This is a genomic window from Micromonospora sp. CNZ299 (assembly GCF_002754415.1).
This window is the reverse complement of the sequence record NZ_PEFG01000001.1, coordinates 573,726-598,876: the sequence shown is the minus strand read 5'-3', so window position 1 is coordinate 598,876 and position 25,151 is coordinate 573,726. Positions and strand designations below refer to the sequence as shown.

17 protein-coding genes, 2 pseudogenes and 1 riboswitch are annotated in these 25,151 nt (G+C 71.6%); of the genes and pseudogenes, 12 read left to right on the top strand and 7 right to left on the bottom strand.

Annotated features, from left to right (window positions below; all coding sequences use genetic code 11):
- Positions 1–2: 2 nt before the first annotated feature.
- Genes CLT68_RS02805 through CLT68_RS02795 form a run of 3 tightly spaced genes read left to right on the top strand, consistent with a single transcriptional unit; the run spans position 3 to position 3,479 of the window.
- Positions 3–1,682: an ABC-F family ATP-binding cassette domain-containing protein gene (locus CLT68_RS02805; protein WP_099848668.1), complete on the top strand. Its 1,680-nt coding sequence runs from the start codon at positions 3–5 to the stop codon at positions 1,680–1,682.
- Positions 1,679–2,479 carry a nucleotidyltransferase domain-containing protein gene (locus CLT68_RS02800; protein ID WP_099848666.1) on the top strand — a complete coding sequence of 267 codons (801 nt, stop codon included), beginning with the start codon at positions 1,679–1,681 and terminating at the stop codon, positions 2,477–2,479. The genes CLT68_RS02805 and CLT68_RS02800 overlap by 4 nt, the downstream gene beginning before the upstream one ends.
- Before the next feature lie 37 nt (positions 2,480–2,516).
- Complete coding sequence (locus tag CLT68_RS02795; protein ID WP_199176973.1) at positions 2,517–3,479, top strand: aldo/keto reductase; 963 nt, start codon at positions 2,517–2,519, stop codon at positions 3,477–3,479.
- A 98-nt stretch (positions 3,480–3,577) separates the two neighbouring features.
- Here CLT68_RS02795 and CLT68_RS02790 read toward each other — a convergent pair whose 3' ends face one another.
- Positions 3,578–4,123, bottom strand: a complete 546-nt coding sequence (locus tag CLT68_RS02790; protein WP_247668408.1) for a hypothetical protein — start codon at positions 4,121–4,123, stop codon at positions 3,578–3,580.
- Between the two features lie 65 nt (positions 4,124–4,188).
- Positions 4,189–10,020, bottom strand: coding sequence for a ThuA domain-containing protein (locus CLT68_RS02785; protein ID WP_099848662.1), 5,832 nt, complete (start codon positions 10,018–10,020; stop codon positions 4,189–4,191).
- Positions 10,021–10,311: 291 nt separating this feature from the next.
- A riboswitch (TPP riboswitch) is annotated at positions 10,312–10,421 on the top strand.
- Between CLT68_RS02785 and thiE the strand changes: the two genes are divergently transcribed.
- From thiE to thiC, 7 genes and pseudogenes are all read left to right on the top strand, one after another.
- Positions 10,416–11,042 carry a thiamine phosphate synthase gene (gene thiE / locus CLT68_RS02780; RefSeq protein WP_099856724.1) on the top strand — a complete coding sequence of 209 codons (627 nt, stop codon included), beginning with the start codon at positions 10,416–10,418 and terminating at the stop codon, positions 11,040–11,042. It overlaps the preceding riboswitch by 6 nt.
- Complete coding sequence (gene thiO / locus CLT68_RS02775; protein WP_099848660.1) at positions 11,036–12,217, top strand: glycine oxidase ThiO; 1,182 nt, start codon at positions 11,036–11,038, stop codon at positions 12,215–12,217. Before thiE ends, thiO begins: the two co-directional genes overlap by 7 nt.
- The gene (gene thiS, locus CLT68_RS02770; protein WP_088950217.1) at positions 12,208–12,408 is read left to right on the top strand and encodes a sulfur carrier protein ThiS; all 201 of its coding nucleotides are present in this window, start codon (positions 12,208–12,210) and stop codon (positions 12,406–12,408) included. The genes thiO and thiS overlap by 10 nt, the downstream gene beginning before the upstream one ends.
- On the top strand, positions 12,405–13,184 hold the full coding sequence (locus tag CLT68_RS02765) for a thiazole synthase (RefSeq protein ID WP_088950216.1): 780 nt from the start codon (positions 12,405–12,407) through the stop codon (positions 13,182–13,184). Before thiS ends, CLT68_RS02765 begins: the two co-directional genes overlap by 4 nt.
- Positions 13,181–13,759 (top strand): annotated as a pseudogene (locus tag CLT68_RS02760) (thiamine phosphate synthase); the annotation flags it as partial. The gene CLT68_RS02765 and the pseudogene CLT68_RS02760, both read left to right, overlap by 4 nt.
- 161 nt (positions 13,760–13,920) lie before the next feature.
- Positions 13,921–14,706 carry a bifunctional hydroxymethylpyrimidine kinase/phosphomethylpyrimidine kinase gene (gene thiD / locus CLT68_RS02755; RefSeq protein WP_099848656.1) on the top strand — a complete coding sequence of 262 codons (786 nt, stop codon included), beginning with the start codon at positions 13,921–13,923 and terminating at the stop codon, positions 14,704–14,706.
- Positions 14,707–14,723: 17 nt separating this feature from the next.
- Positions 14,724–16,316 (top strand): phosphomethylpyrimidine synthase ThiC, encoded by a 1,593-nt coding sequence (gene thiC / locus CLT68_RS02750; protein ID WP_088950213.1) that lies wholly within the window; start codon positions 14,724–14,726, stop codon positions 16,314–16,316.
- 162 nt (positions 16,317–16,478) lie between these two features.
- On the opposite strand, the gene CLT68_RS02745 is transcribed toward thiC, so the two are convergent.
- The 4 genes from CLT68_RS02745 to CLT68_RS02730 all read right to left on the bottom strand — a co-directional run bounded on the left by CLT68_RS02745 (position 16,479) and on the right by CLT68_RS02730 (position 21,584).
- Positions 16,479–19,463, bottom strand: coding sequence for a hypothetical protein (locus tag CLT68_RS02745; protein WP_099848654.1), 2,985 nt, complete (start codon positions 19,461–19,463; stop codon positions 16,479–16,481).
- A gap of 77 nt (positions 19,464–19,540) precedes the next feature.
- On the bottom strand, positions 19,541–19,849 hold the full coding sequence (locus CLT68_RS02740) for a cupin domain-containing protein (RefSeq protein WP_007465195.1): 309 nt from the start codon (positions 19,847–19,849) through the stop codon (positions 19,541–19,543).
- Positions 19,846–20,796 (bottom strand): LLM class F420-dependent oxidoreductase, encoded by a 951-nt coding sequence (locus tag CLT68_RS02735; RefSeq protein WP_099848652.1) that lies wholly within the window; start codon positions 20,794–20,796, stop codon positions 19,846–19,848. Before CLT68_RS02735 ends, CLT68_RS02740 begins: the two co-directional genes overlap by 4 nt.
- Positions 20,797–20,798: 2 nt before the next feature.
- Complete coding sequence (locus CLT68_RS02730) at positions 20,799–21,584, bottom strand: ABC transporter ATP-binding protein (RefSeq protein WP_088950210.1); 786 nt, start codon at positions 21,582–21,584, stop codon at positions 20,799–20,801.
- Between the two features lie 272 nt (positions 21,585–21,856).
- On the opposite strand from CLT68_RS02730, the gene CLT68_RS02725 reads away from it, so the two are divergent.
- Positions 21,857–22,888 carry an ABC transporter substrate-binding protein gene (locus CLT68_RS02725; RefSeq protein ID WP_099856722.1) on the top strand — a complete coding sequence of 344 codons (1,032 nt, stop codon included), beginning with the start codon at positions 21,857–21,859 and terminating at the stop codon, positions 22,886–22,888.
- Positions 22,889–23,108: 220 nt separating this feature from the next.
- Positions 23,109–23,849: pseudogene (locus CLT68_RS02720) on the top strand (ABC transporter permease); the annotation flags it as partial.
- A 78-nt stretch (positions 23,850–23,927) separates the two neighbouring features.
- Here the strand turns inward: CLT68_RS02720 and CLT68_RS02715 are convergent.
- Positions 23,928–25,106: an ABC transporter substrate-binding protein gene (locus CLT68_RS02715; protein ID WP_099848648.1), complete on the bottom strand. Its 1,179-nt coding sequence runs from the start codon at positions 25,104–25,106 to the stop codon at positions 23,928–23,930.
- Positions 25,107–25,151: the final 45 nt, after the last annotated feature.

The following is a 25,151-nucleotide window of genomic DNA, read 5'->3' as shown; positions in this document are numbered from 1 at the left end:
GCGTGGGATACGTGGACGTGGCAGGGGTCGGGCACATCCTGCCCGACGGTAGGGAACTCTTCGCCGACGTGTCGTTCCGGGTCGGGGAGGGCGCCAAGGTCGCCCTGGTCGGCCCGAACGGGGCGGGGAAGACGACGCTGCTGCGAATGGTCGCCGGTGACCTGCCGGTGCGGAGCGGCGTCGTCGCGCGCGCCGGTGGGCTGGGCGTCATGCGCCAGTTCATCGGCATGATCGGGGACGAGTCGACGCTCGCCGACCTCGCCCTGTCGCTGGCCCCGCCCGCGCTGCGCGACGCCGGCCGCCGGCTCGGCGAGACCGAGACGGCCATGCGGGCGGCCGAGGCCCACGGCAAGTTCAGCAACGCCGCGGGCAAGGCCCAGTTGGCGTACGCCGACGCGCTCGGCGCCTGGGGCGAGGCCGGCGGGTACGACGCCGAGGTGCTCTTCGACACCGTCGCGACAATCGTGCTCGGCCTGCCCTGGGACACCGTGCGGGACCGGCCGGTGCGCACCCTCTCCGGTGGCCAGCAGAAGCGCTTCGCGTTGGAGCTGCTGCTGCGCGGCCCGGACGAGGTGCTGCTGCTCGACGAGCCGGACAACTTCCTCGACGTGCCCGGCAAACGCTGGCTGGAGGCGCGACTGCGCGAGTCGACCAAGTCGGTGCTCTACGTGTCGCACGACCGCGAGCTGCTGGCCCAGAGCGCCGACCGGGTGGTCGCCGTCGAGGGCGGCAGCGCCTGGGTGCACCCGGGTGGCTTCGCCAGTTGGCACTCCGCCCGGGTGGCCCGGCACGCCCGCCTCGACGAGCTGCGTCGTCGCTGGGACGAGGAGCACCAGAAGCTGCGCGAGCTGATGCTGATGTACAAGCAGAAGGCCGCGTACAACGACGGGTTGGCCTCGCGCTACCAAGCCGCGCAGACCAGGCTGCGCAAGTTCGAGGAGGCCGGGCCGCCGCCCGTACCGCCGAAGGACCAGGACATCCGGATGCAGCTGAGCGGCGGGCGGACCGGCAAGCGCGCGGTCATCTGCGAGCAGCTTGAGCTCGACGGCCTGACCTTCCCCTTCGACCTGGAGATCTGGTACGGCGACCGGGTGGCGGTGCTCGGTGCCAACGGCAGCGGCAAGTCGCACTTCCTGCGGTTGCTGGCCCGGGGCGGCACCGACCCCGACCCGGCGAACGGGCCGGTCGACGGGGCGGGCGCGCTCGCCCCGGTGGCGCACGACGGCACGGCCCGCCTCGGTGCCCGGGTCCGACCCGGTCACTTCTCCCAGACCCACGACCGGCCGGAGCTGATGTCGAAGACGCTGGTCGAGATCCTCTGGCGGGGTGACGAGCATCGCACCGGAATGGACCGGCACGCCGCGATGGGGGTGCTCAGCCGCTACGAGTTGGCCGCGCAGGGCGACCAGCGCTTCGGCACGCTCTCCGGTGGGCAGCAGGCCCGGTTCCTGGTGCTGCTGCTGGAGTTGTCCGGGGCGACCCTGCTGCTGCTCGACGAACCCACCGACAACCTCGACCTGGCCAGCGCCGAGGCACTGGAGGCGGGTCTGAACGCGTTCGACGGAACGGTGATCGCGGTCACCCACGACCGCTGGTTCACCCGGTCCTTCGACCGGTTCGTGCTGTTCCGAGGCGACAACGAAGTGGTCGAGACCCCGGAACCGGTCTGGGACGTCGGGTGATCCCCGCCGACCTGCCCGACCGGCTCTGCGCCGTCCGGGGGGTGGTCGCCGTGGCGCTCGGTGGTAGCCGGGCACGTGGCGAGCAGCGCCCGGACTCCGACTGGGACCTGGGCCTGTACTACCGGGGCGAGCTGGACGTGCCGGCGCTGCGTGCGGTCGCCGCGACAGTCACCGACGACGCCGACGTCGCGCTCACCGCCCCGGGTGGATGGGGCCCCTGGGTCGACGGCGGTGGTTGGCTGCGGATCGGCGGGGTAGCCGTGGACTGGATCTACCGGGACCTCGACCGGGTGCACCGGGTCTGGACGGACTGCCGGGCCGGCCGGTACGAGGTCGGGGTGCAGGCCGGGCACCCGCTCGGGTTCTACTCGTCGGCCTATGTCGGTGAGGTGGCGCTGTGTCAGGTTCTCGCGGATCCGACCCACGAGCTGGCCCGGTTGAAGGAGCAGGCCGGGGAGTACCCGCCCGCGCTGGCCGACGCGCTGGTGGCCAGCGGCTGGGAGGCCGGGTTTCTGTTGACCGGCGCGGCCAAGGCCAGCGTCGGCGGGGACAGCGGGTACGTCGCCGGCTGCTTGTTCCGGGTGGTAGGGGTGCTCGCCCAGGTGCTGCACGCCCGAGCGGGCCGGTGGCTGGTCAACGAGAAGGGGATGATCGCCGCCGCGGGGCAGCTGCCCGGCGCGCCGCCGGACTTCGAGCAGCGGGCGCAGGCACTGCTCGGCGCCGTCGGCCACAGCCCCGCCGAGTTGGCAGCCACCATCCGTGCTGCCCGCGAGCTGGTCACCGAGGTGGTGGGCTGAGCCGCCGCCGGGGTGGCCCGCACCTGGCCGGCATAGGGTGGATCTCGTGACTGAGATGACCTATCGCCGGCTGGGCGACTCCGGGCTCGTGGTGTCCGTGGTCGGCATCGGCTGCAACAACTTCGGCCGAAAGCTCGACCTCGACGGCACGCGCGCGGTGGTGGACGCCGCCCTGGACGCCGGAATCACCCTCTTCGACACCGCCGACATCTACGGCGAACCGCAGGGCGGCTCCGAGGAACTGCTCGGGCAGGCGCTCAAGGGACGCCGGGACGACGTGGTGGTGGCCACCAAGTTCGGCATGGACATGAACGGCCTCAACGGGCCGGACTTCGGTGCCCGGGGTTCGCGGCGCTACATCGCCCGGGCCGTGGAGGCGTCGCTGCGCCGGCTCGGCACCGACCACATCGACCTCTACCAGATGCACGAGCCCGACCCGGGCACCCCGATCGACGAGACCCTCGCCGCCCTGGACGACCTGGTCCGCGACGGCAAGGTGCGTTACCTGGGCAACTCCAACTTCGCCGGTTGGCAGATCGGCGACGCGGACTGGGTCGCGTCGTCCAACGGTCGGGCCCGCTTCATCAGCGCGCAGAACCACTACAGCCTGTTGGAGCGTTCGGTGGAGGCCGAGGTGATCCCGGCCTGCGAGCGGTTCGGCCTCGGCATGCTGCCGTTCTTCCCGCTCGCCAACGGCCTGCTCACCGGCAAGTACAAGCGGGAGGCCCAGCCGCCCGCCGGCAGCCGGCTCTCCGGTGGTGGCCGGTACGCGGAACGGCTCGCCGCAGCCGACTGGGACACCATCGAGGCGATCGAGGCGTACGCGGCCGAGCGGGGTCTGAGCATGCTCCAGGTGGCGATCGGCGGGCTGGCCGCCCAGCCGGCGGTGACCTCGGTGATCGCCGGTGCCACCACGCCCGAGCAGGTGGTGGCCAACGCCGCTGCCGGCACCTGGGAGCCCAGCGACGAGGATCTGGCGGCGCTGCGCGCCATCCTCTGAGCGCGGCGGGCGACCGCCGGCGCGTGATCCACTCGCGTTCCTTGAAGTCGGGGCGTCCTGCGGTCCGGGAAGCCCCGACTTCAAGGATGTCGAGTCGGTCAGTCGTTCTGCGTACCGGTGCGGCGGCGGCCGAAGAGCATGGCCACCCCCATCGCCGCGGCGACGAGCACGAGGCCGGCCGCCGCGAACGGCCACCAGCCGGCACCCGCCCCGCGGTCTCCGTCAGTCGTTCTGGTCACCGCGACCGGCGCGGGCACCGGTGGTGACTGTGCTGCCCGGGCCTGCACCGTGGCGGTGGCCTCGCTCTTGAGCGGAGCGGGGGAGCTCACCGTCACCTTCCACGTGCCGGTGGAGAGCACCGGGCCGCTGCTGTAGAAGCCCTGCCCCTCGGGCTGTGGCTCCAGTTGCACCGGCCCGACCTTCTGCCCGTCCGGGCCGGTGGCGGTGAGGACCAACCGCACCACCCGGTCCAGCCGGCGGCCGTCGGCGTAGACGGCCTGGATGGTGACTCCCTCAGCCCCGTCGCCGGCCACCGTCAGTTTGAGCTTGTCGGCCTGAGCGGCCGCCGGGGCAGCGGAAAACAGGGTCAGGGCCAGCCCGACGAGAACGGCGGCCAACACCTTGCGGATACCCGTCACGGACATCTCCTCACTACCTACGAGGGAGGCCCCTCCCCGACGCCGTGACGTCGGGGAGGGGCCTCGTCGGATCAGAGCTGGCGACCGGGTGCGAGCCGGGTGGCATCCTCACCCAGGCGTCCGGTGCCCTTGATCGGAGCGCCGTCGTTCGCCTTCACCCCGGCCTTGCTGGCCGCGCCGCCGAGCCGGACGATCATGGCGTCGGCGTCCCGGATCAGGACGTCCCGGATCTCCGCCTCGGCCACCAGTGTGGCGTCGGCGGCCAGCGTACGGAAGGCGGTCAACTGCTTGATCGCCTTGTTGTCGTTGCCGGCCGCCTCGGCCTGACGGGCCGCGTCCAGCTTCGCCGTCAACTGCTTGTGCGCCTTGGCCGAGAGTCGACCCGTCGCCTTGAACCGGTCCAGCAGGCCCTGCATGTCCCGGAACGAGGTGGTGACGAAGAACCGGACCGCAGAGGTGGTCTGGTTGCCCGCCTTGTCGGTCGCGGTCACGGTCAGCTCGTGCAGGCCGAGCGGTAGCTCGTACATGGCCTGGAGAGTGCCGCTGGCGTACGCCCTGCCGTCCAGCTCGCCGACCACGGACGCGATGCCCGAGGTCGGGTCGACGGCCTGCCAGGACACCCGAATGTCCTGGCTGTCACCGTAGAGCTGGCCGTCGGCGATCCCGGACACCAGCAGCGTCGGCTTCGTGCCGTCGATGCGCAGCACCGCCGACTTGAGCGTCTCGGCGTTGCCCGCCTTGTCGGTCGAGCGGAACAGCAGCTCGTGCTGGCCGTCACCGGTCACCTCGACCGGCGTCGTGTACGGCGTCCAGGTGCCGCCGTCCAGGGACCACTCCACCGTCTTGACGCCGGAGCCGGCGTCGGTCGAGGCCAGCACGACCGGGATCGTCCCGTTGTGCCAGCCGGCGTCGTTCGCCGGAGCGAATGTCGCCGTGGTGACCGGCGCGGTGGTGTCGATCTTGACCGTGACGGTCTTCGTCGACTCCACGTTGCCCGCCTGGTCGGTCGAGCGGAACCGCACCTCGTGCTCGCCGTCCCCGCTGACCGCGACCGGAGCGGTGTAGGCCGTCCAGGTGGTGGCACCGTCCAACTGGTACTCGGTGCTGGCGAGCCCGCTACCACCGGGCTCGTCGGCGGCGGCGAGGGTCACCGTCACCGGCCCGGTGTGCCACCCCTCGACCGGGGTGCCGGACACCGTCGCGGTGGTGACCGGCGCGGTCTCGTCGGCGACCTTCGTGCTCAACCGGAAGTAGTCGAACGCGGCGGTCTTCGAGGCGGTCTGGTTCGCGCCGAGGGTGAACAACCCGACCTTCGGGGTGGCACCCACCGCGCTGTTGGTCAGCGCCTCCAACGCGGTCCAGGTCGTCCCGTCGGCCGAGTACGACGCGGTGAACGTGTCACCGGTGCGGGCCAGCCGCAGGTGCCACACCGCCGAGGTGAGGCTGGCCGCCTCCGGCTGCGGGCTCTGCACCGTCCCGGCGATCTCGCTGCGGAACTCGATCCGCCGCGTCACCGCCTGGCCGGCCTGGTTGTCCGCGATGAAGTCCAACTTCAGGTAGTTGTCGTCGTCGGCCTGCACGAGCAGACCGGCCTGCTGGTACTGCTCGTTCAGCAGACTGCCGTCGACCTTCGTCTCCAGGGTCCAGTCGCCGGACGGCGCGGTCTGGAGGATGAAGTTCTTCGGCCCGGTGTTGTCGGTGCCGTAGATGTCACCGTTGGGCACGTCGATCCGCAGCGCGCCACCGGTGACCCGGTAACCGTTCGGGTCCTCCCGCGTGATGGCGTCCCAGCGGCACTTGTCCAACGTGGAACCGGTGAACTCGTCCGACGGGTCGACCGGGCCGGCCGGGGCGTCCGGCGTGACCTGGAACGAGTCGAACGCGGCGTCGACCACGGGCGCCTCGGTGCCTCCGTTGAGCGCGAAGACCCCGATCCGCGGGTTGGTGATGCCGGCGAGCGCGGCCGACTGGCCGACCGGGGTGAAGGTCTGCCCGTCGCCCGAGGCGGCGGCGGTCAGGTTCGTCCCGTCGCTGGTGATCCGCAGGTACACGGTGTCACCCGCCGGTGCGGCGGCACTGTCGGCGGCCTCGTTGCGAGGCGTACCGGCCGTCTCCCGGATGAACTCCACCCGCCGGCTGCCGTTGTACAGCAGGTCCAGCTTGGCGTAGTTGTCGTCGTCGCCGTACACCAGCACGCCAGCCTGCTGGTAGTTCGCCGTCACCGGCAGCGTGACCTTGGTGGTCATCTCCCAGGCGCCGGTCGGAGCCGCCTGGAGCACCAGGTTGGTGGCGTCGTTGCGAGCGCCGTAGAGGTCGCCCACCGCGGTGGGCAGCCGCAGCGCGCCGCCGCTGAGCGAGTAGAGCTGGTTCTCCCGGACCACGCTGGTCCAGCGTTCCTTGTCGAGGCTGTTGCCGTTGAAGTCGTCCGAACGCGCCCCGAAGCAGGACGTGTCCGGAGCGTCGACCCGCACCGGCACCGTGGCGTACGACTTGGCACCCTTGCTGTCGGTCACCGTGAGGGTGGCCGTGAAGGTGCCCGCGTTGGTGTAGGTGTGGCTGGCGTCCAGTGTGGTCGCCGAGCCTCCGTCACCGAAGTCCCAGGCGTACGTCAGCGGGGTGTCGCCCTCGGCGTCGGTGGCCGTGCCGTCGAAGGCGACGGTGACCGGTGCGGTGCCGGTGGCCGGGGTGGCCGTGGCGCTGACCACCGGTGGCGCGTTCTCGGTGACGCCGCGGCCGATGAAGTCCATCCAGTTGACGTTGAACAGCGAGCCCGTCCCGCCGTTCGGGTCGCGGGCCAGGAAGTACAGCGAGCCGCTCGCGGCACCGGTGACCGGCGCGCTCACGTCCGTGTACGTCTGCCACGCACCGGTCGACGGGACGACGGCCGTGGCGACCACCGGTCCGTCAACCGCACCCGCACGGACCTCGATCCGACCGCCGGCGGCTGCCGAGGCGGCCCGGAACCGGATCTCGGTGATGTTGGTCAGGTCTGCCGGAGCGACCGACCACCAGTCACCGTCCTCGATGAAAGCGACGCTCTGGCCGCCACCGGCGGTGTCGGCGCCGGCTTCCCGCTGCACGCCGGCGTCGCCGCCGCCGGTGCTCACCGGGGCGCGCCCGGTGGCGGTGAAGTATTCGGCCTGCTTCTGCTTGGGCTGGAGGATCTCGATCGCCCGACCGGTGAGCGGGCCGGACCCGCCGGCGCCACCCTCGTCGGTGTAGGTGGCCTCGAAGACCGCGAACACGTTCGCCTCGGCGCCGTGCCCGGAGGCGAGCGACGTCTGGACGGTGCCGGTGCAGCCGGTGTGCTGCTCCAGCGGGTGCGCGTGCTCGTCGTGACCCAGCAGCACCTGGAGTTGCACCTTGTCGCAGTCGACCTGCCCGTCCTCGGGGTCGGTCACCTTGACGCTGTAGCGGACCTGATCGCCCCAGTTGAAGAAGCCACCGTCCGGCGGGAACTCGATGGTCACCGTCGGCGCGGTGTTGCCCACGGTGACCGGCACGTTGGCCACCGCGGTACGGCCCTTCGGGTTGGTGACGGTGAGCTGGGCGGTGTAGCTGCCGGCCGTCGCGTACGTGTGCGTCGGGTTGGCCTCGGTCGAGGTCTGCCCGTCGCCGAAGGTCCAGGCGTAGGTGAGCGTGCCACCGTCCGGGTCCCGGGAGCCGGCGCTGGAGAAGGTGACAGTCAACGGCGCCGGGCCCGAGGTCGGGTTGGCGGACGCCGCCGCGATCGGGGCACGGTCACCGGCGGTGTAGTCGATCCGGTAGACGCCGGAGTTGTCGTTGTTGCCGCCGAAGCCGCTGCCCCACTCGATCAGGTACAGGGCACCGTCCGGGCCGAACTCGAAGTCCATCGGCCGGACCATGCTCATCCCGGTGAGCAGCTGGTTGATGTCCACCAACGACTTGCCGTCGGGGGTCATCTGCATGGTGTACATCTTGTTCTGGTTCCACTCGCCGAGCAGAGCCTTGCCGTCGTAGTACGCCGGCCACTTGCGGTTGGAGTTGAGGTCGGCGTCGTAGCGGTAGACCGGGCCGCCCATCGGCGCGCCACCACCGCCGATCTCCGGGTAGCGCGCGTCGCCGGCGTACCCGTAGTCGACGGTGGCCGGGACGACCGGCGGGAGGTTGGTCAGGCCGGTGTTGTTGGGCGAGTTGTTGACCGGTGCGGCGCAGTCGAACTTCGGACCGCTCGGGCCGGACGGGAACGTGTAGTCGTTGTACGCCTCGTTCGTGCCCGTGCAGTACGGCCAGCCGTAGTTGCCGGGGGTCACGACGTTCCACTCGACCAGGCCGCGGGGGCCCCGGTTCGGGTTGTCCGCGTTGGCGTCCGGCCCGTAGTCCGCCACGTACAGCGTGTCGGTCTTCGGATCGGTGCCGATCCGGAACGGGTTGCGGAAGCCCATCGCGAAGATCTCGGGCCGGGTCTTCTCGGTGCCCGGCGCGAAGAGGTTGCCCGTCGGGACGGTGTACGTGCCGTCGTCCTCCGGGTGGATCCGGATCACCTTGCCGCGCAGGTCGTTGGTGTTGCCCGAGCTGCGCTGCGCGTCGTAGTCCTGGCGGCCCGGCCGCTCGTCGAGCGGCGAGTACGCGCTCGACTCGAACGGGTTGGTGTTGTCACCGGTGGCCAGGTAGAGGTTGCCGGCGCTGTCGAAGGCCATGCTGCCGCCAGCGTGGCAGCAGGTGTTGCGCTGGGTGTCGACCCGCAGCACCTGCTTCTCGCTGGCCGGGTCGATGGTGTCGCCGGTGACCGTGAAGCGGGACAGCAGGTTGCGGGTGACCCCGTCGTTCGGGGCGTAGTAGAGATACACCCACTTGTTGGTGGCGAAGTCCGGGTCGAGCCGGATGCCGATCAGCCCGTCCTCGTTGCCGGTGAAGACGTCCAGGTCGACGGCGGTGATGGTGCTGCCGGTGTCCGGCTTGACGATCTGCACGCGACCGTCGCGCTCGATGTAGAAGACCCGCCCGTCTCCGGCGATGTCCAGCTCCATCGGGTTGCTGGTGTTGCTGTCCAGCGCGACCTTCTCGAAGTTCGAGGTCTTCGAGGCGCCGCAGTCGGCGTTCTCGACACCGGCCGCGGTCCGGATGCCGCCGAGCAGGTGGGACAGGAACTCGGGCTCGGCGTACGACTCCCGGGTGTGGCCGCCCCCGGTGTACCAGGATCGGCCGCCGTCGAAGTCCTGACACCAGGCGATCGGGTGGTCGGCGCCCATGGCACCGGCGCCCGCGGTGTAGCTCTTCTCGTCCAGGCTGGCGAGCACGTGCACGTCCGGCCGGGGGTTGGTCTGGTAGTTGTACCACTCGTCGAACCGGGACCAGCGGTCCGGCAGCCCGGTCGTGGACGGGTGGGCGTGGTCCTCCACCCTGACCGTGGCCTGCTGGTTCTGTGGGTGGTTGGCGAAGTACGCGCCGACCAGGTCGCCGTACCAGGCCCAGCTGTACTCGGTGTCCGATGCGGCGTGGATGCCGACGTAGCCGCCGCCCGCCTTGACGTAGCGCTCGAACGCCGCCTGCTGCTCGGCGTCGAGCACGTCACCGGTGGTGGAGAGCCAGATCACCGCCTTGTACTTCGCGAGGTTGGCGTCGTTGAATGCGGCACCGTCCTCGGAGTTGTCCACTGTAAATCCGTTGGCCACACCGAGCTGTTGGATGGCAGCGATGCCGGTGGGGATGGAGTCGTGCCGGAAGCCGGCGGTCTTGGAGAAGACGAGGACGGAGAAGGGATCGGCCGCGGCCTTTGGCGCCTTCGGCACCACCTGGCTGACCGGGGCTGCGGCTTTCGCATCCCGTGGGGGGACCTGGGCGGCCGCCTGGGCGGGCGTGCCGAACAGGGTGGTCGAGGCCATGGCCAGGGAGATCAGGGTTGCGGTGATGGGTACGCGGGCACGACGAGAACGGGACACGCCGCCTCCTATGTCGTAGTGACAGGGATCGCGGGAGCCGGCTCGCCGAAGACCCTCCCAGATGGAGCCGGTGGTGACACCGCGTCACGGTGCCCCCGCCAACATTTTGTCGAATCGCTGAACAAATTAATTCGGCTGGCTCAATGTCCGGCAAGATGCCGGCAGGTAACGGTTCTGCAACGGGGGGCGACATTCCGAATAGGACCGGGATGAAGCGCCCAACCTAATCCGCCATTCCGGCCCGTCGACACCCGCCTTGGCAGACCGGCGGATCTGTCGTACGGTGACACGCAAGTAACCCACGGGAGCCCGGTGTGCCGGGCTGAGAGGGGGGCTGACAGCCCCCGACCGTCGAACCTGATCCGGATAATGCCGGCGCAGGGAGGAGCGTTGCCGTGCCGTCCCTGGGGCGACTGCATCTGATCACCGACACCCGACCCGGGCGAGACCCGCTCACCGTGGTCCGGGCCGCCCTCGCGGTGGCCCGAGCCGACCTGGTGGTGCAGGTCCGGGTCGAGGATTCCGCCACCGACCGCGAGGCGTACGAGCTGGCCCAGCGGGTGCTGGCGCTCTGCGTGTCGTACGGGGCGACCTGCCTGGTCAACGATCGGCTGCACGTGGCGCTGGCGGTCGGTGCCGCCGGTGGGCACGTCGGGGCAGACGACCTGCCGGTCGCCGCCGCCCGTCGGGTGCTGGGCCCGGCCGGCGTGCTGGGCGCCACCGCCCGCGCGCCGGGAACAGCGACCGCGGCGGTCGCGGCGGGAGCCAGCTACCTGGGCGTCGGGCCGTGTCACGCCACCAGCACCAAGTCCGGCCTGCCAGACCCCATCGGGCCCGTGGGCGTACGTGCCGTCGTCGACGCCGTCGACGTGCCGGTCATCGCGATCGGCGGCGTGACCGCCGAGCGGGTGCCGGAGCTGCGGGCCGCCGGGGCGTACGGGGTGGCGGTCGTCGGGGCGGTCTCGGCTGCCGCCGACCCGGCGCGGGCGACCGCCGAGCTGATCGAGGCCCTGGCGTGCTGACCGGCCGCTCGGAGTCAGCGCGATCGAGTGACCGGGCCCGGCCGGACGTCGCGGTGGTGGGGGCGGGGCCGATCGGGCTGGCGATCGCCTGGCGCTGCGCCGCCCGAGGGCTGCGCGTGGTGGTGCACGATCCGGAGCCCGGCTCGGGGGCGTCGGCGGTGGCCGCCGGCATGCTCTCGCCGGTCGCCGAGGCGTACTTCGGTGAGCGACAGCTGACCGGGCTGCTGCTGGCGTCCGCCGCCCGCTGGCCGGCGTTCGCCGCCGAGCTGACCGCTGCGTGCGGCACCGGGATCGGCTACCGGACCGAGGGCACCCTGATGGTCGGGCTGACCGGCGACGACCTGGCCGAGGCGCGCCGGCTCTGGGCGTACCAGCAGGGGTTGGGCCTGCCGGTGACCCCACTGCGCCCCAGCGAGCTGCGCGACCGCGAGCCGGCGCTCGCACCACGGCTGCGCGGCGGCGCGCTCGCGCCCACCGACCACCAGGTCGACCCCCGGCGGCTGGTGCCGGCGCTGCGCACGGCCGCCCAGCGGGCCGGAGCGGTGCTCGTGCCGCAGGCGGTCGCGCCTCTGTCTGATGTGGATGCTGCGGTCACGGTTGTCGCCGCCGGCTGCGGGGCCGCCGCCCTCACCGGCCTGCCCGTCCGGCCGGTGAAGGGCCAGATCCTCCGGCTCCGCGCGCCCGACGGCGTCGCGCCGGGCTTCCGGCACGTGATCCGGGGGTACGCCGACGGCGAACCCGTCTACCTGGTGCCCCGCGCCGACGGCGAGGTCGTGCTCGGCGCGACGGTCGAGGAACGGGCGGACACCACTGTCACCGCCGGTGCGGTGCAGCGCCTGCTCCGCGCCGGAGTCGACCTGCTGCCCGAGCTGGCCGAGTACGACCTGGTCGAGGCGGTCGCCGGGCTGCGCCCGGGCACGCCGGACAACGCGCCGATCCTCGGGCCGCTGCCCGACCGGCCAAACGTGCTGGCCGCCACCGGGCACCACCGGCACGGCATCGTGCTCACCCCGATCACCGCCGACCTGATCACCGAGCTGGTGCTCGACGGCGTGCCCGACCCGCTGCTCGCGCCCTTCGGACCCGAACGGTTCGTCGGTGCCGGATCGGCCGCTCGCACACCTGCCGCGGCGGGTGGACCTGAACCGACGATGGAGGGGGACCGGTGGAGTTGACGGTGAACGGGGCCGGACGCAGCGTCCCCGGCGGCGCGTCGGTGGCCGACCTGGTGCGCGACGTCGTGCCCGAACAGCGGGGGGTGGCGGTCGCGGTCAACGGCGAGGTCGTGCCCCGGGCCGGCTGGCCGGCCACTGTGCTGCGCGACGGCGACCGGGTCGAGGTCCTCACCGCGGCGCAGGGCGGGTGAGCGGCGTGACGTTCGAGCTGGGTGGGGAGACGTTCACCTCGCGGTTGATCCTCGGCACCGGCGGCGCCGCGAACCTGCACGTGCTGGAACAGGCGATCCGGGCGTCCGGCACCGAGCTGGTCACGCTGGCGCTGCGCCGGGTGGGCACCGCGCCGGGCTCCACCGGTGGGCTGCTGGAGCTGCTGGACCGGTGCGGGGTACGGCTGCTGCCGAACACCGCCGGCTGCCACACCGCGACCGAGGCGGTGAAGGTGGCCCGGCTGGCCCGGGACGCGTTCGACACCGACTGGGTCAAGCTGGAGGTGATCGGCGACGAGCGGACGCTGCTGCCCGACGGGGTGGAACTGCTCCGCGCCGCCGAGGAACTGGTGGCCGACGGCTTCACCGTCCTGCCGTACACCAGCGACGATCCGGTGCTCGCCCGCCGGCTCGCCGACGTGGGCTGTGCCGCGGTGATGCCGGCCGGTTCCCCGATCGGCTCCGGGCTCGGCATCGGCAACCCCCACCACATCCGGCTCATCCGGCAGGGGGTGGACGTGCCGGTGATCCTCGACGCGGGCATCGGCACCGCCTCCGACGCGGCCCTGGCCATGGAGCTGGGCTGCGACGCGGTGCTGCTGGCCAGCGCCGTGACCCGGGCCGAGGACCCGGTGGCGATGGCGACCGCGATGCGGTACGCGGTCGAGGCGGGCCGGCTGGCGGCAGGCGCCGGCCGGATCGCCCGGCGCTTCCACGCGCTGCCCTCCACACCCGACGAGGGAAGACCGGACCTGTGACCCCGCCGTCCGGTGTTGTCCTGTTGACCGACCGGCTCGTCGCGCGGGGCGGGCTCGACCGGGTCGTGGCGGGAGCCGTGGCCGGGGGAGTGCGTTGGGTGGTGCTGCGGGAGAAGGACCTGCCCCGCGCCGAGCGTGCGGCTCTCGCCGTCGAGCTGCGCGCGATCGTCGCCGACGTCGGCGGAACTCTCGTCGTGGCCGGCCCCGACCCGCTCGGCGGCGACGCCGTGCACCTGCCCGCCGCCGGCCCGTATCCGCCGCCGACCCACAGCCTGGTCGGCCGCTCCTGCCACGACGAAGCCGAGCTGAACCGCCTGACCACCGAGCACTACGCGACCGTCTCCCCGGTCTGGCCCACGAAGACAAAACCGGGCTACGGCCCACCCCTGGGACCGGACGGCCTGCGAAAGCTGATCAGGATCAGCAACGTGCCGGTCCTGGCGCTGGGCGGAGTGGAAACCCCAGAACAGGTAACCGCCTGCGTCAAGGCGGGAGCCACCGGAGTAGCCGTACTGGGCGCACTCATGCGATCCGCGAACCCGGCCGAAACAGCCGCCGCCCTGACCAACGCCTATGTCGAGGCGGTCACCCCTGTGCTGACCCAAACCCGGCGCGGGGTCACCCAGGTCTCCACGTCAGGGCTGCGGCCGACCGTGCCCACGCAGGGATCAAGCCTGACCGCCCGGAGTGGGCACGGTCGGCCGCAGCCCCCAACCGCAACCAAAGGCCAGGCAAAATGACCCCGCGAACACTGCTGACAATCGCAGGCTCAGACTCCGGCGGCGGCGCGGGCATCCAGGCCGACCTGAAGGTCTTCGCCGCGCTGGGCGCGTACGGCACCAGCGTCATCACGGCGGTCACCGCACAGAACACCCGAGGCGTCGACGCCGTCCTGCCGTTGCCTCCGCGCACGGTCACCGAGCAGTTGGACAGCGTGCTCGCCGACTTCACCGTCTCGGCGGTCAAGACGGGAATGCTCGGCACCCCGGCGGTCGCCGACGTGGTGGCGCAGGCCGCACGTGCCGGCCGGCTGCCCCAGCTCGTCGTCGACCCGGTGCTCGTCGCCACGAGCGGCCACCGGCTCGGCGTGGTGGGCGCGGTGGAGCGGCTGCTCCCGTACGCCACTGTGGCGACGCCGAACTGCGCGGAGGCCGCGGCCATCACCGGACGCCCGGTGGACGACGTGGCCGGGATGGTCGTGGCCGCCGAGGCGCTCGCGGCCGGCGGCCCCGACCACGTCGTGGTCACCGGGGGTGATCTGGACGGCGGCGAGGCGGTCGACGTGCTGCACGGCGGCGGTGTCACCACGCTGCTGCGGGCCCCCCGGGTGACGACCCGGCACACCCACGGGACCGGGTGTTCGTTCTCGGCGGCGATCGCCGTGCGGCTCGCGCTGGGTGATCCGGTGCCGGCGGCGGTGGGTGCCGCCAAGGAGTACGTGCTCCGGGCGCTGACCGGCGCGCGGGGTTGGGAGCTGGGCGCGGGGCGCGGACCGCTGAACCACTTCGGCTGGTCCGCTTGATCACCAGGGAGGCTGTCATGCACGCACGAGGCAAGGTGTACGTCGAGGGTTCGCGACCGGACGTCCGGGTGCCGTTCGCGGAGGTGGGGCTGACCGGAGATCTTCCGCCGGTGCGGCTCTACGACACGTCCGGCCCCGGGTCGGACCCGGAGGTCGGGTTGCCGCCGCTGCGGGGACCGTGGATCGCCGAGCGTGGTGACGTGGCGCCGGTACGGGGTGCGGGCACGCCACTCGCCGGGGTGGACGGTCGCCGGCCCACACAACTCGCGTACGCGCGGGCGGGTGTGGTGACGCCGGAGATGGAGTTCGTGGCGATCCGGGAGAACGTCGACCCGGAACTCGTACGGGCCGAGATCGCCGCCGGCCGGGCGGTGCTGCCGCTCAACGTGAACCATCCGGAGTGTGAGCCGGCGATCATCGGTAAGGCGTTCCTGGTCAAGGTGAACGCCAACATCGGCACCTCGGCGGTCAGCTCATCGGTCGCCGAGGAGGTGGAGAAGCTCACCTGGGCCACCCGTTGGGGTGCGGACACCGTGATGGACCTGTCCACCGGGAAGCGGATCCACGAGACCCGCGAGGCGATCGTGCGGAACTCCCCGGTGCCGATCGGGACGGTGCCGATCTACCAGGCGTTGGAGAAGGTCGGCGGTGACCCGGTGAAGCTGAGCTGGGAGGTGTTCCGGGACACCGTGATCGAGCAGGCCGAGCAGGGCGTGGACTACATGACGGTGCACGCCGGGGTGCTGCTGCCGTACGTGCCGCTGGCCGTGGACCGGGTCACCGGGATCGTCTCCCGGGGCGGCTCGATCATGGCGGCCTGGTGCCTGGCGCATCACGAGGAGAACTTCCTCTACACCAACTTCGCGGAGCTGTGCGCGCTGCTCGCCAAGTACGACGTGACGTTCTCCCTCGGCGACGGGCTGCGCCCCGGCTCGATCGCGGACGCCAACGACGAGGCGCAGTTCGCCGAGCTGCGCACCCTCGGCGAGCTGACGACTGTCGCCTGGGAGTACGACGTCCAGGTGATGATCGAGGGCCCTGGCCACGTGCCGATGCACAAGATCAAGGAGAACGTGGACCTCCAGCAGGAGTGGTGCCACGAGGCACCCTTCTACACGCTCGGTCCGCTGACCACCGACATCGCGCCGGCGTACGACCACATCACCTCGGCGATCGGCGCCGCGATGATCGGCATGTTCGGCACCGCGATGCTCTGCTACGTGACCCCGAAGGAGCACCTCGGCCTGCCGGACCGGGACGACGTGAAGGCGGGCGTGATCGCGTACAAGATCGCCGCGCACGCGGCCGACCTGGCCAAGGGCCACCCTGGCGCGCAGGAGTGGGACGACGCGCTGTCGAAGGCACGGTTCGAGTTCCGCTGGGAGGACCAGTTCAACCTCTCGCTGGACCCGGAGACCGCTCGGTCGTACCACGACGCGACCCTGCCCGCCGAGCCCGCGAAGACCGCGCACTTCTGCTCGATGTGCGGCCCGAAGTTCTGCTCCATGAAGATCACCCAGGAGCTGAAGGAGTACGCGGCCCGCGGCATGAAGGACAAGTCGGAGGAGTTCGTCTCCGGCGGCAGCCGGGTGTATCTGCCGCTGGCCTGAACCGGCGCGGTGCGCACTCTTGGGTGATCGGGTCGGGGTGATCGACTCGGGTTCACTGATGTCGCGGTGTCCGGGCCGGTGGGACAGGCCGACATCAGTGAACCCGAGTGGATCAAGCAGGTAGGCAGGTCGATCGGCGTTCCGACGTGCCCGCGGGTGGGGTCACTCGCGGTGGTGCCGACCGGTGGAGCGCAGCGACCGGCGACCGTTGTCCTGCTCCGGTTCGTTGTCCGACACCGGCTTGCTCAGCCCGGCGACCCAGTCGACGAACTCCTCGTCCTTTGCAGGCAGCGGCTCCACGTTGTCTGCCGCCTCCTGGCTCTCCTCGTCGGCCCGGGACCGGTTGCGGCGGAAGAGGCCACCGAGCCGTCCTCGGCGGGAAGGCTGCTCGGCAACCTTGCCCGGCTTCGACGCGGCCGGTGTGGCGTCGGTGCTCGCCGTCTCGTCGGTGCCGGCGTCGGAGGGCGTGCCGGCCGCGCCCGGCATGACCGGTGCGTCCGGCTGACCCGGGCCTCCAACGCGGGCGGCTGTCTCGCCGGTCGCGGCCGGGCTGGTCGGCGTCGTCCGATCCGCCGAACTGTCCGCTGCCTCCGCGTGTCCGGCGCGCCGGGTGGTGTCGAAGGCGTTCCAGGAGCTGGCCCGGCTCAGGTCCGGCAACGGCGCCCGGTGTCGGGGCCTCGGCGTCGGCCCGGTCGCCTTGTCCGACCCGGTCGGCGTCTCCGATGTCGCTGGCCCCGGTGCGGAGGTCTGCGGCGGCACCGTCCAGGCCGCGCTGACCGGCCAGGCCGAAGGTGCTGGTGTCCATCGGTCGGCGTCCGGGTCACCGGCGGCAGCGCTCCCGAACAACCCGGTGCCGGGACCGTCCTCGGTGGCGACCGGCTCGTCGTCGGCTTCGCCCGCCCGCTGGGTTGCGGATGCGCTGGTCGGGTCGGCGGTGTTGGCCTTCGGGCTGGTTGCGGTGGTCGGGGTGCGCGGCGGGTTGGCGGCGTCGGCCTTCGAGCTGGTTGCGGCGGCCTCGCTGCGCGGCAGGTCGGCTGCCCCCGCCACTGCGCTACTCGCGGCGGCCGGGGCGCGGGGAGGCTTGGTCGCTTCCGCCTTCGGGTCGGCTACTTCCGCCTTCGGACTGGGTGCTTCCGCCTTCGAGCTGGTCGCTTCCGCCTTCGGGCGGGGTGCTTCCTTCGGCATGGGCGCCTCGGCCGGGACGCGGGACGACTGGGCTGCTTCCGCCGTCGGGTCGGCTGCTTCCGTTCCGGCGGTTGCGGCCCGGGTGCGGGGCGGCTTGACCGCCTCGGCCTTGGCGCCGGCCGGTGTCGCCGTCGAACCGCTTGCGGCGGTCGGGGCGGCTGCTGTCGCACCGCTTGTGGTCGGGACCACTGCCGTCGCGCCGCTCGTGGTGGTCGGGGCGGTTTCGGTGGTCGGATCGGCGTCGGTGCCCGGGCTCTGCCTGCTCGGAACGGGAGCGGCGGTGACCGTGCCAGAACCGGTGCTGTCGGCGGACCTGCCCGCCCGGGTGACCTTCCTGGTGCGGCCGGTGGCCGCCTCGTCGGCGGTATCCGACTCGGATGGCGCGGCGTCATCGACCGGGTCAGAGATCGCGGCACCCGGGCTGACCTTCGGCTTACGGACCCGGCGCGGCTTGCTCGGCACCGCCGCATCACCCGTACCGGCGTCGGCCGCGCTTGCGCTGGTCGTGCCGGTGCTGGCCGCTTCGGTGGCGGTCGTGCCGGTGCTGGTGGTTCTGGTGCTGGCCGTTAACGCACTCGCGCCCGTGGCGGTCGTGAGCGTGTTTGTTGCGCTGTCGGTCGGGGCGCTGGCAGGGCCGACTGTCGGGGTGGCGGCATCGGCGTGGCCGGCCTTGGCGCTGGCCGGGGTGGCGTCGGTGGGGCTGCTGACGCTGGTCGCGGCTGAGCGCTCGCTCTCGACCGGGGAGGTGACATCGCCCGGGATCGACCGGCGCGTCTGCTCTCCAGCGGTGAACTCGCCGGTCGGATCGGTCAGCCAGGCTGCGGGTTTCGCCGCAACGGCGGGGGTCGGGCCATCCTGGCCGCCCGTGGTGGACGCCGGCCAGTCCCAGTGGGCCGGGGCGGTGCGTACGCCATCGGAGCCGGCTGCGGCCCTCGGACCTGCGACGACACCACCGGCGGGCTTGGTGTCGGCGGGCAGGTCCGCGTCGGTGCGTTCGGTGGTGTCCGGGTCGTTCGTCGAGTTCGCCGACGCGGTGCCCGGGAGGGCCGGGCCGGGGGGCAGTGGGCGCAGGATGTCGGACGGCTCGATCGCCTGCGAATCCGCGCTGCGAGCGCCGGTCGGCCAGCGCAGCAGCGCTGCGGCCGCCGCGCCGAGCGCACCGGCGAGGATCGCGATCAACGAGCCGTAATAGGGAGTGGCCTGGTAGCGGTCCACGGCGTCACCCGGGCCGGCGGTCAGGTACGCGAATGCCACCAGCACCGGGCCGGCGACCCCGGTGGCCCCGCTGATCAGGGGTGCCTGGCCCCGCCAGCGAGCCAGCCCGGCGGTCGCCACGCCGGCCAGCAGCGCCACGATGGGCAGCAGGAGCAGCGACAGCCGTTGCGCGGCGTCGTCGGCCAGCCAGCTCGGCTCCAGGACGCCGAGCCGCACGGTCGGCAGCGGGCCGGTCGTGCCGAGCGAGGGCAGGACCGAGATCAGCGCCAGCAGCCAGACCGCGCCTGCCACCGCGGCCATGTTCCAGCCCAGCTCGGGCCGGAGCAGAACGGCGATCGCCGCGCCCGCCCCGATGACCGCACCGAGCACGGCGCAGATGCCCACCGCCCACACCGGGTCGACGGAGATCAACTCGGCGGCGCGGGCGGGCTGCATGCAGAGGGGAGCGATGACGGTGGCACCGAGCGCCGCCGCGCCGCCGATCGCCAGCTGGCGGCCGGTGCTGACCGCCGGTGCGTCGCGGCGAGCGAGGCGTCCGGTCAGGACGGCGCCGACGACGGCGGCGTTCGCGGCGAACCAGCCCACCCAGACGAGCTGGGTCGGCCACTGGTTGACGGTCGTACCGGTGAAGGCGCCGGTCAGCCGGACGATGCCGAAACCGTACGCGACGCCGAGCTGGCCGGCTCCGGCCAGCACGCTCACCCCGAGCGCCGTGAGCAGCAGTCTGCCCCAGGTCCGAAAGGCCATGTCGGGCACGTTACGCACCCGGTACACCGAATCGCCACCGGCACGCCGCGCGACGCGCAGGCCCGCGCTCGGCGGGTCTACTTGAGTTCGACCAGCCGAGCCAGGTAAGTCGTGTCTCCGACATTGGTGAGCATATGTACCGCGCCCGGATCCCGGTAGACCACACCGCCGGTGGGCTCGTCGGCGTCGATCCGGGTGCCGTCGATGGTCTGCACGACGTTCTTCGCGCCCTCGATCGCCACCACCAGGTAGGGGTGGTCGTGCCGGTGCAGCGGCTGCCGCTCGCCTGGTTCGAGGCGGATGTGCCAGACCCGGACCCGGTCGTTCTCGTACACGATCTCCTGGCCCACCGGCCCGAGTTCGGTCCCGTCGATCACGTCGGTCATCGTTCTCCGTCCAGTTGGGGGAGCACCTCGGCGGCGATCAGTTCGAGGTGGTCGAGGTCATTGAAGTCGATCAGACGCAGGTGGACCCGGGTGGCGCCGGCTGCGGCGAACTCGCCGATCCGCTGCGCGAGCTGCGCGGGTGAGCCGACCACCGGGTCCTCCGGCGGGAGCGCGCTCTTCTCGTGCAGGGGTGCGGCCCGCCGCTGGGCTTCGGCGTCGGTCCGGCCGATGGCCACGACGATCCCGGCGGAGAGCACCAGCGGGTCGCGCCCGGACTCCGCCCGCCCGGTGCGCTCGCATGCCTCAAGCACCCGGTCGTACGCCTTGGCGGTGTCCGCCACGGACTTGAACGGCATGTTGAACTCGGCGGCGTACCGGGCGGCCAGCTCGGGGGTGCGCTTGGGACCGCGACCGCCCACGATGATCGGGGGCCCGGGCACCTGCACCGGCTTGGGCAGGGCGGGCGCGTCCACGAGCCGGTAGTGGTCGCCGGTGAAGCTGTAGGTCTCGCCGGACGGGGTGCTCCACAGCCCGGTGATGACCTCAAGCTGCTCGGCCAGCCGGTCGAAGCGCTCGCCGACCGGCGGGAACGGGATGCCGTACGAGGTGTGCTCGCGCTCGTACCAGCCGGCGCCGATGCCCAGGTCGACCCGGCCGCCGCTCATCTGGTCGACCTGCGCGACCATCACCGCGAGCGGGCCGGGCAGGCGGAAGGTGGCCGACGTCACCAGGGTGCCGAGCCGGATCCGCTGGGTCTCCCGGGCCAGCGCGGCGAGGGTCAGCCAAGCGTCCGTGGGGCCGGGGAGGCCCGGGTCGGCGCCCATCGACTGGTAGTGGTCGGCTCGGAGGAAGCCTTCGTACCCGCAGGCCTCGACCAGCCGCGCGAACCGGAGTTGGGTGTCGTAGGTGGCGCCCCGGTTGGGTTCGGTGAAGACCGACACCCGCATGCTCATCGTCCTTCCGTGCTGGCCGTGGCCGGTTCGTCGCGTTCCATCAACAGCTCGTGCAGGTCGGCGCTGACTCGCGCGACGTCAGCCAGGTGGGCGTTGCGGCCGAGGGTGCGGGGCCGGGGGATGTCGACGTCGAGCACCTTGCGGATCCGGCCGGGGCGGGGGCTAAGCACGACCACCCGGTCGGCGAGCAGCACCGCCTCGTCGATGGAGTGGGTGACGAAGACGATCGTCGGCTTGTTCTCCATGTGCACCCGCTGGAGTTCGCCGGAGAGTTCCTCGCGGGTGAGCGCGTCCAGCGCGGAGAACGGCTCGTCCATCAGCATCACGCGGGGCTCACCGATCAGCGACCGGCACAGCGAGACCCGCTGCTGCATGCCGCCGGAGAGTTCGTGCGGCAGCCGCTTCTCGAACCCGGCCAACCCTGCCACGTCGAGCAGTCGCCGGGCCCGCTCGCGGTGCTTGGCACGGCTCCAGCCGAAGATCTCCACCGGCAGGAGAACGTTGTCCAGCACGGTGCGCCAGGGCAGCAGCGCCGGCTTCTGGAACAGCATGGCGATGTCCTGGCGAGGGCGGGTGATCGGCGTACCGGCCACGGTGATCTCGCCAGCGGTCAGCGGGAGCAGCCCGGCGATCAGCCGCAGCAGGGTGGACTTGCCGCAGCCGGAGCGGCCGAGCACTGCGACGAACTCACCCTCGGCGACGTCGAGGTCGATGCCGCGCAGCGCCTCCACCCGGCCGGATCGGCCATCGAAGGTACGGGACACCCCGGACAGTCGGATCATCTCCGGCGCACCTCCGCTGAGTGGACGGTCAGGAATCCGACAAAGGCTAGCGGGCGTGTCTACGTATTGCACCGTCCGGGGTGGTCGTCAGGTTGTTTCCGTTCCGCAACCCGATATGCCTGGCGTCGCAACTGTGGGTTTCTCGTACGCTGTGCCCGCGAAGAGTCCCCTCACGACGGCGGTGCCCGGCTTCCACCCCTCCCCGCCGGCCCGTCACGACAACCCCCTCCGGTGGCCCGTCGGCCCCGGTAGGAAAGGACATGGTGCTACTGATGAGAAGGCTGACCCGTACGGTCGCTACGGCCGCGCTGGCCACTGCCCTCGCTCTCGTTTCCGCCTGCAGCAGCGGGTCGGACTCGTCAGACGACGCCAAGGGCGGCAACGGCGGTTCGCTGGAGAAGGTGACCTACCTCACCTCTTTCGGTAACTTCGGTCGTGACTCCTACGCCTGGGTGGCAAAGGAGAAGGGCTTCTTCAAGGACGCCGGTTTCGACGTCGAGATCAAGCCCGGACAGGGCACGGGTGGTGTGATCCAGACCATCGTCGGTGGCCAGGCCCAGTTCGGCCCGATCGACCTCACCGGCGGTCTGCTCCAGGTCGGCAACGGCCAGGCGAAGGACTTCACCGTGGTGGCCGCGATCCAGCAGCGCACCATGGCCGGCATCGCCACCGTCGAGGGCAAGAACATCGCCTCCCCGAAGGACCTGGAGGGCAAGAAGCTCGCCGACACCCCCGGGTCCGTGGTCCGCAACCTGTTCCCGACGTACGCGCGGCTCGCCGGTGTTGACGAGAAGAAGGTGACCTGGGTCAACGGTGAGGCGCAGGGCCTGATCGGCATGCTGGGCTCCGGCTCGGTGGACGGCATCGGCCAGTTCGTCGTCGGTCAGCCGACCATCGAGGCGGTTGCCAAGAAGAAGGCCGTCATGCTGCCGTACAGCAACGTGATGCAGGACCTCTACGGCAACGTGCTGATCACCTCCTCGAAGATCGCCAAGGAGAAGCCCGAGATGGTGAAGCGGTTCTCCGCGGCGCTGCTCAAGGGCCTGGAGTACAGCCTGGCCAACTCCAAGGAGGCCGGCGAGATCCTGAAGAAGAACGTCGACGCCGCCAACCCGGTCGCCGCCGCCGCCGAGCTCGAGCTGATGGCCGCGTACGTCCGTTCCGGCAACACCGGCACCGCGATCGGCACCCTGGACAGCGGTCGGGTCGCCAAGAGCATCGCCATCCTGCAGGGCGCTGGCGCGCTGAAGCAGAACATCACCCCCGAGCAGATCATCGACTTCAGCCTCGCGCCGAAGGCCTGATCGTCCGGTCGTCACCAGGGGGTACGTTCCGCCGATCCCGGTGGGGCGTACCCCCGTCGCTCGTCGGCCCCCACGGGGGCCGTGAGATTTCGAGGAGGACAAGATGACCGACGTCCGGTCAGCGGACCCGGCGGTGGCGGCGACCCCGGCCCCGGGTGCCGGCCCCGAGTCGGGGCGTGCGGGTCGAGGTGCCGGTCTACGGGCCGGAGCCGGGGCGGCGCTGCCCGCGGTCGGCCTCCTGATTGCTCTGGCGGTGTGGTGGTTGACCGCGCGGCTGGAGCTGATCCACCCTGCGGCGCTGCCGCCGCCCGGCGAGGTGCTCACCGCGTTCGTCGATAAGCCCGTCCAGATGCTGGGGCACACCTGGGACACGATGCTGGAGATCCTGTACGGCTTCGCCCTCTCGGTGGCGGCCGGTGTCCTGATCGGACTCTCCCTGGCCAGTTCCCGCACGGTGGAGCGGATGTTCACCCCGCTCCTGGTCGCGGTGAACGCGGTGCCGAAGATCACGCTGGGCCCGCTGCTGGTGGTGGCGTTCGGCTGGGGCCAGACGCCGATCCTCACCATGGTGTTCCTGCTCTGCTTCTTCCCGATCGTGCTCTCGACCGCCACCGGCCTCACCACCACGCCGGCGGACCTGGCCGAACTGGTGCGGTCCTGGAACGCGTCCCGCTGGCAGGCGTTCCGCAAGGTGCGCTTCCCGGCCGCGCTGCCGCAGATCTTCGTCGGGCTCAAGGTGGCCATGCCGTTGGCCGCGATCGGCGCGGTGATCGGTGAGTTCCAGGCCGGCGAGAGCGGCCTCGGCTACGTCATCACGCAGTACGCCGGCGTCGGCGACACCGCCACGGCGTGGGCGGCGATCATGTTGGTGGCGCTGGTGAGCATCCTGCTCTACTCGGCGCTCGTGCTGAGCGAACGGATCGCCCTGCCCTGGGTCCGCGAAACCACCAGCAGCCGCTGACCCGCCGCACGCCGGAACGAAGAGGGCCGGCCTCCCCGTCGGGAGGTCGGCCCTCTTATGCACGGTGGCCGGGAAGCGTTACCCCGCCAGGCGCCAGCGCCCGTTACGGGCGACCAACGTGGTGAGCGCCTGCGGCATCAGGCCGCTGTGGTTGTCCGGCGTCATTCGGATCGGGCCGGACAGGCCATCCATCTGGGACGTTTCGAGCACGTCCCGAAGGCCGTCGCGGTCCACCTTGCCGACCTCACCGCCGGCGCGCAGTTCCGCGTCGGCGATCAACTGCATGGCGTCCGCGGCGAAGGACGACGACCCGTTGTAGCCGCCGAAACGTGCCGTGTAGTCCTGGAACCACTGTCGTCGCGCCGCCTTGGCCGGCGTCGTCGCGATCACGTCGTCGATCACCATGGTCTGGGTGAAGATCAGCGTGGCCCGCTCGGTGGCCGTGGCTGCCTCGCCGAGGAAGAGGTCACCGGCCGCGCCCGCGTCGAAGAACAGCGACCCGCGGAAGGTGGTCTGCGAAGCGCTGGTGGCCGCCAGCGTCGCCTGCTCCGGCGGCGTCCAGAAGACGAGCGCGTCGGGCTTGCCCGACGTCAGCTGCCGGACCTGCTGACTGACGTCGGTGTCGGTGGTCTTGACCTTCTGCTCGCGCAGCGTGATTTTGGCCTTGTCCAGCTCGCTCCTGAGTGCGGTCGCGCCCTCCCGGCCGTAGTCGTCGTCGCTGACGAGCATCCCCACCTTGCGGAGGTTGTTGCGACGCAGTTCGGTGGTGAGTGCGGCGGCGCTGTCCACGGCGTTGGGGCCGAGCTTGAACACGTAGCGCCGCTCGGCGACCGGGCTGGCGATCGCGCCGGAAGCGGCGAGCGCAATGGTGGGAATCCGCTTCTCGTTGATGGTGCCGACCGCACCGACCGCGCATTCGTTACAGCCGCCCATGATGATGGCGCTGACTTGGGAATCGCTGCTGAAGTCGACGATGTTGCGAAGTGACTCGGCCGAGTCGGAACGGTTGTCCTTCACCTTCAGCTCGATCTTCCGGTTGTTCAGTGCTCCGGAGGAGTTCAACTGGTCCCTCTTGAGTTCCAGTGCGCGCTGGTATGCCCGCCCGACGGGGGCGGCGGCGCCGGAGAGTTCGAGGTCGGCAGCGATCACGATCGGACTCGTGTCCTGCTCCGCCCCGCCAAACTGGCAGCCGGTGAGCGTGGTGGCCACTACGGCCGATGCGAGCGCCGCGATGGTCGCGGAGCGGATGGGGCTCAACTCAGTCCTCCAGGTGCGGGCGCGGGCGCTGCCCGGTCACCGCCG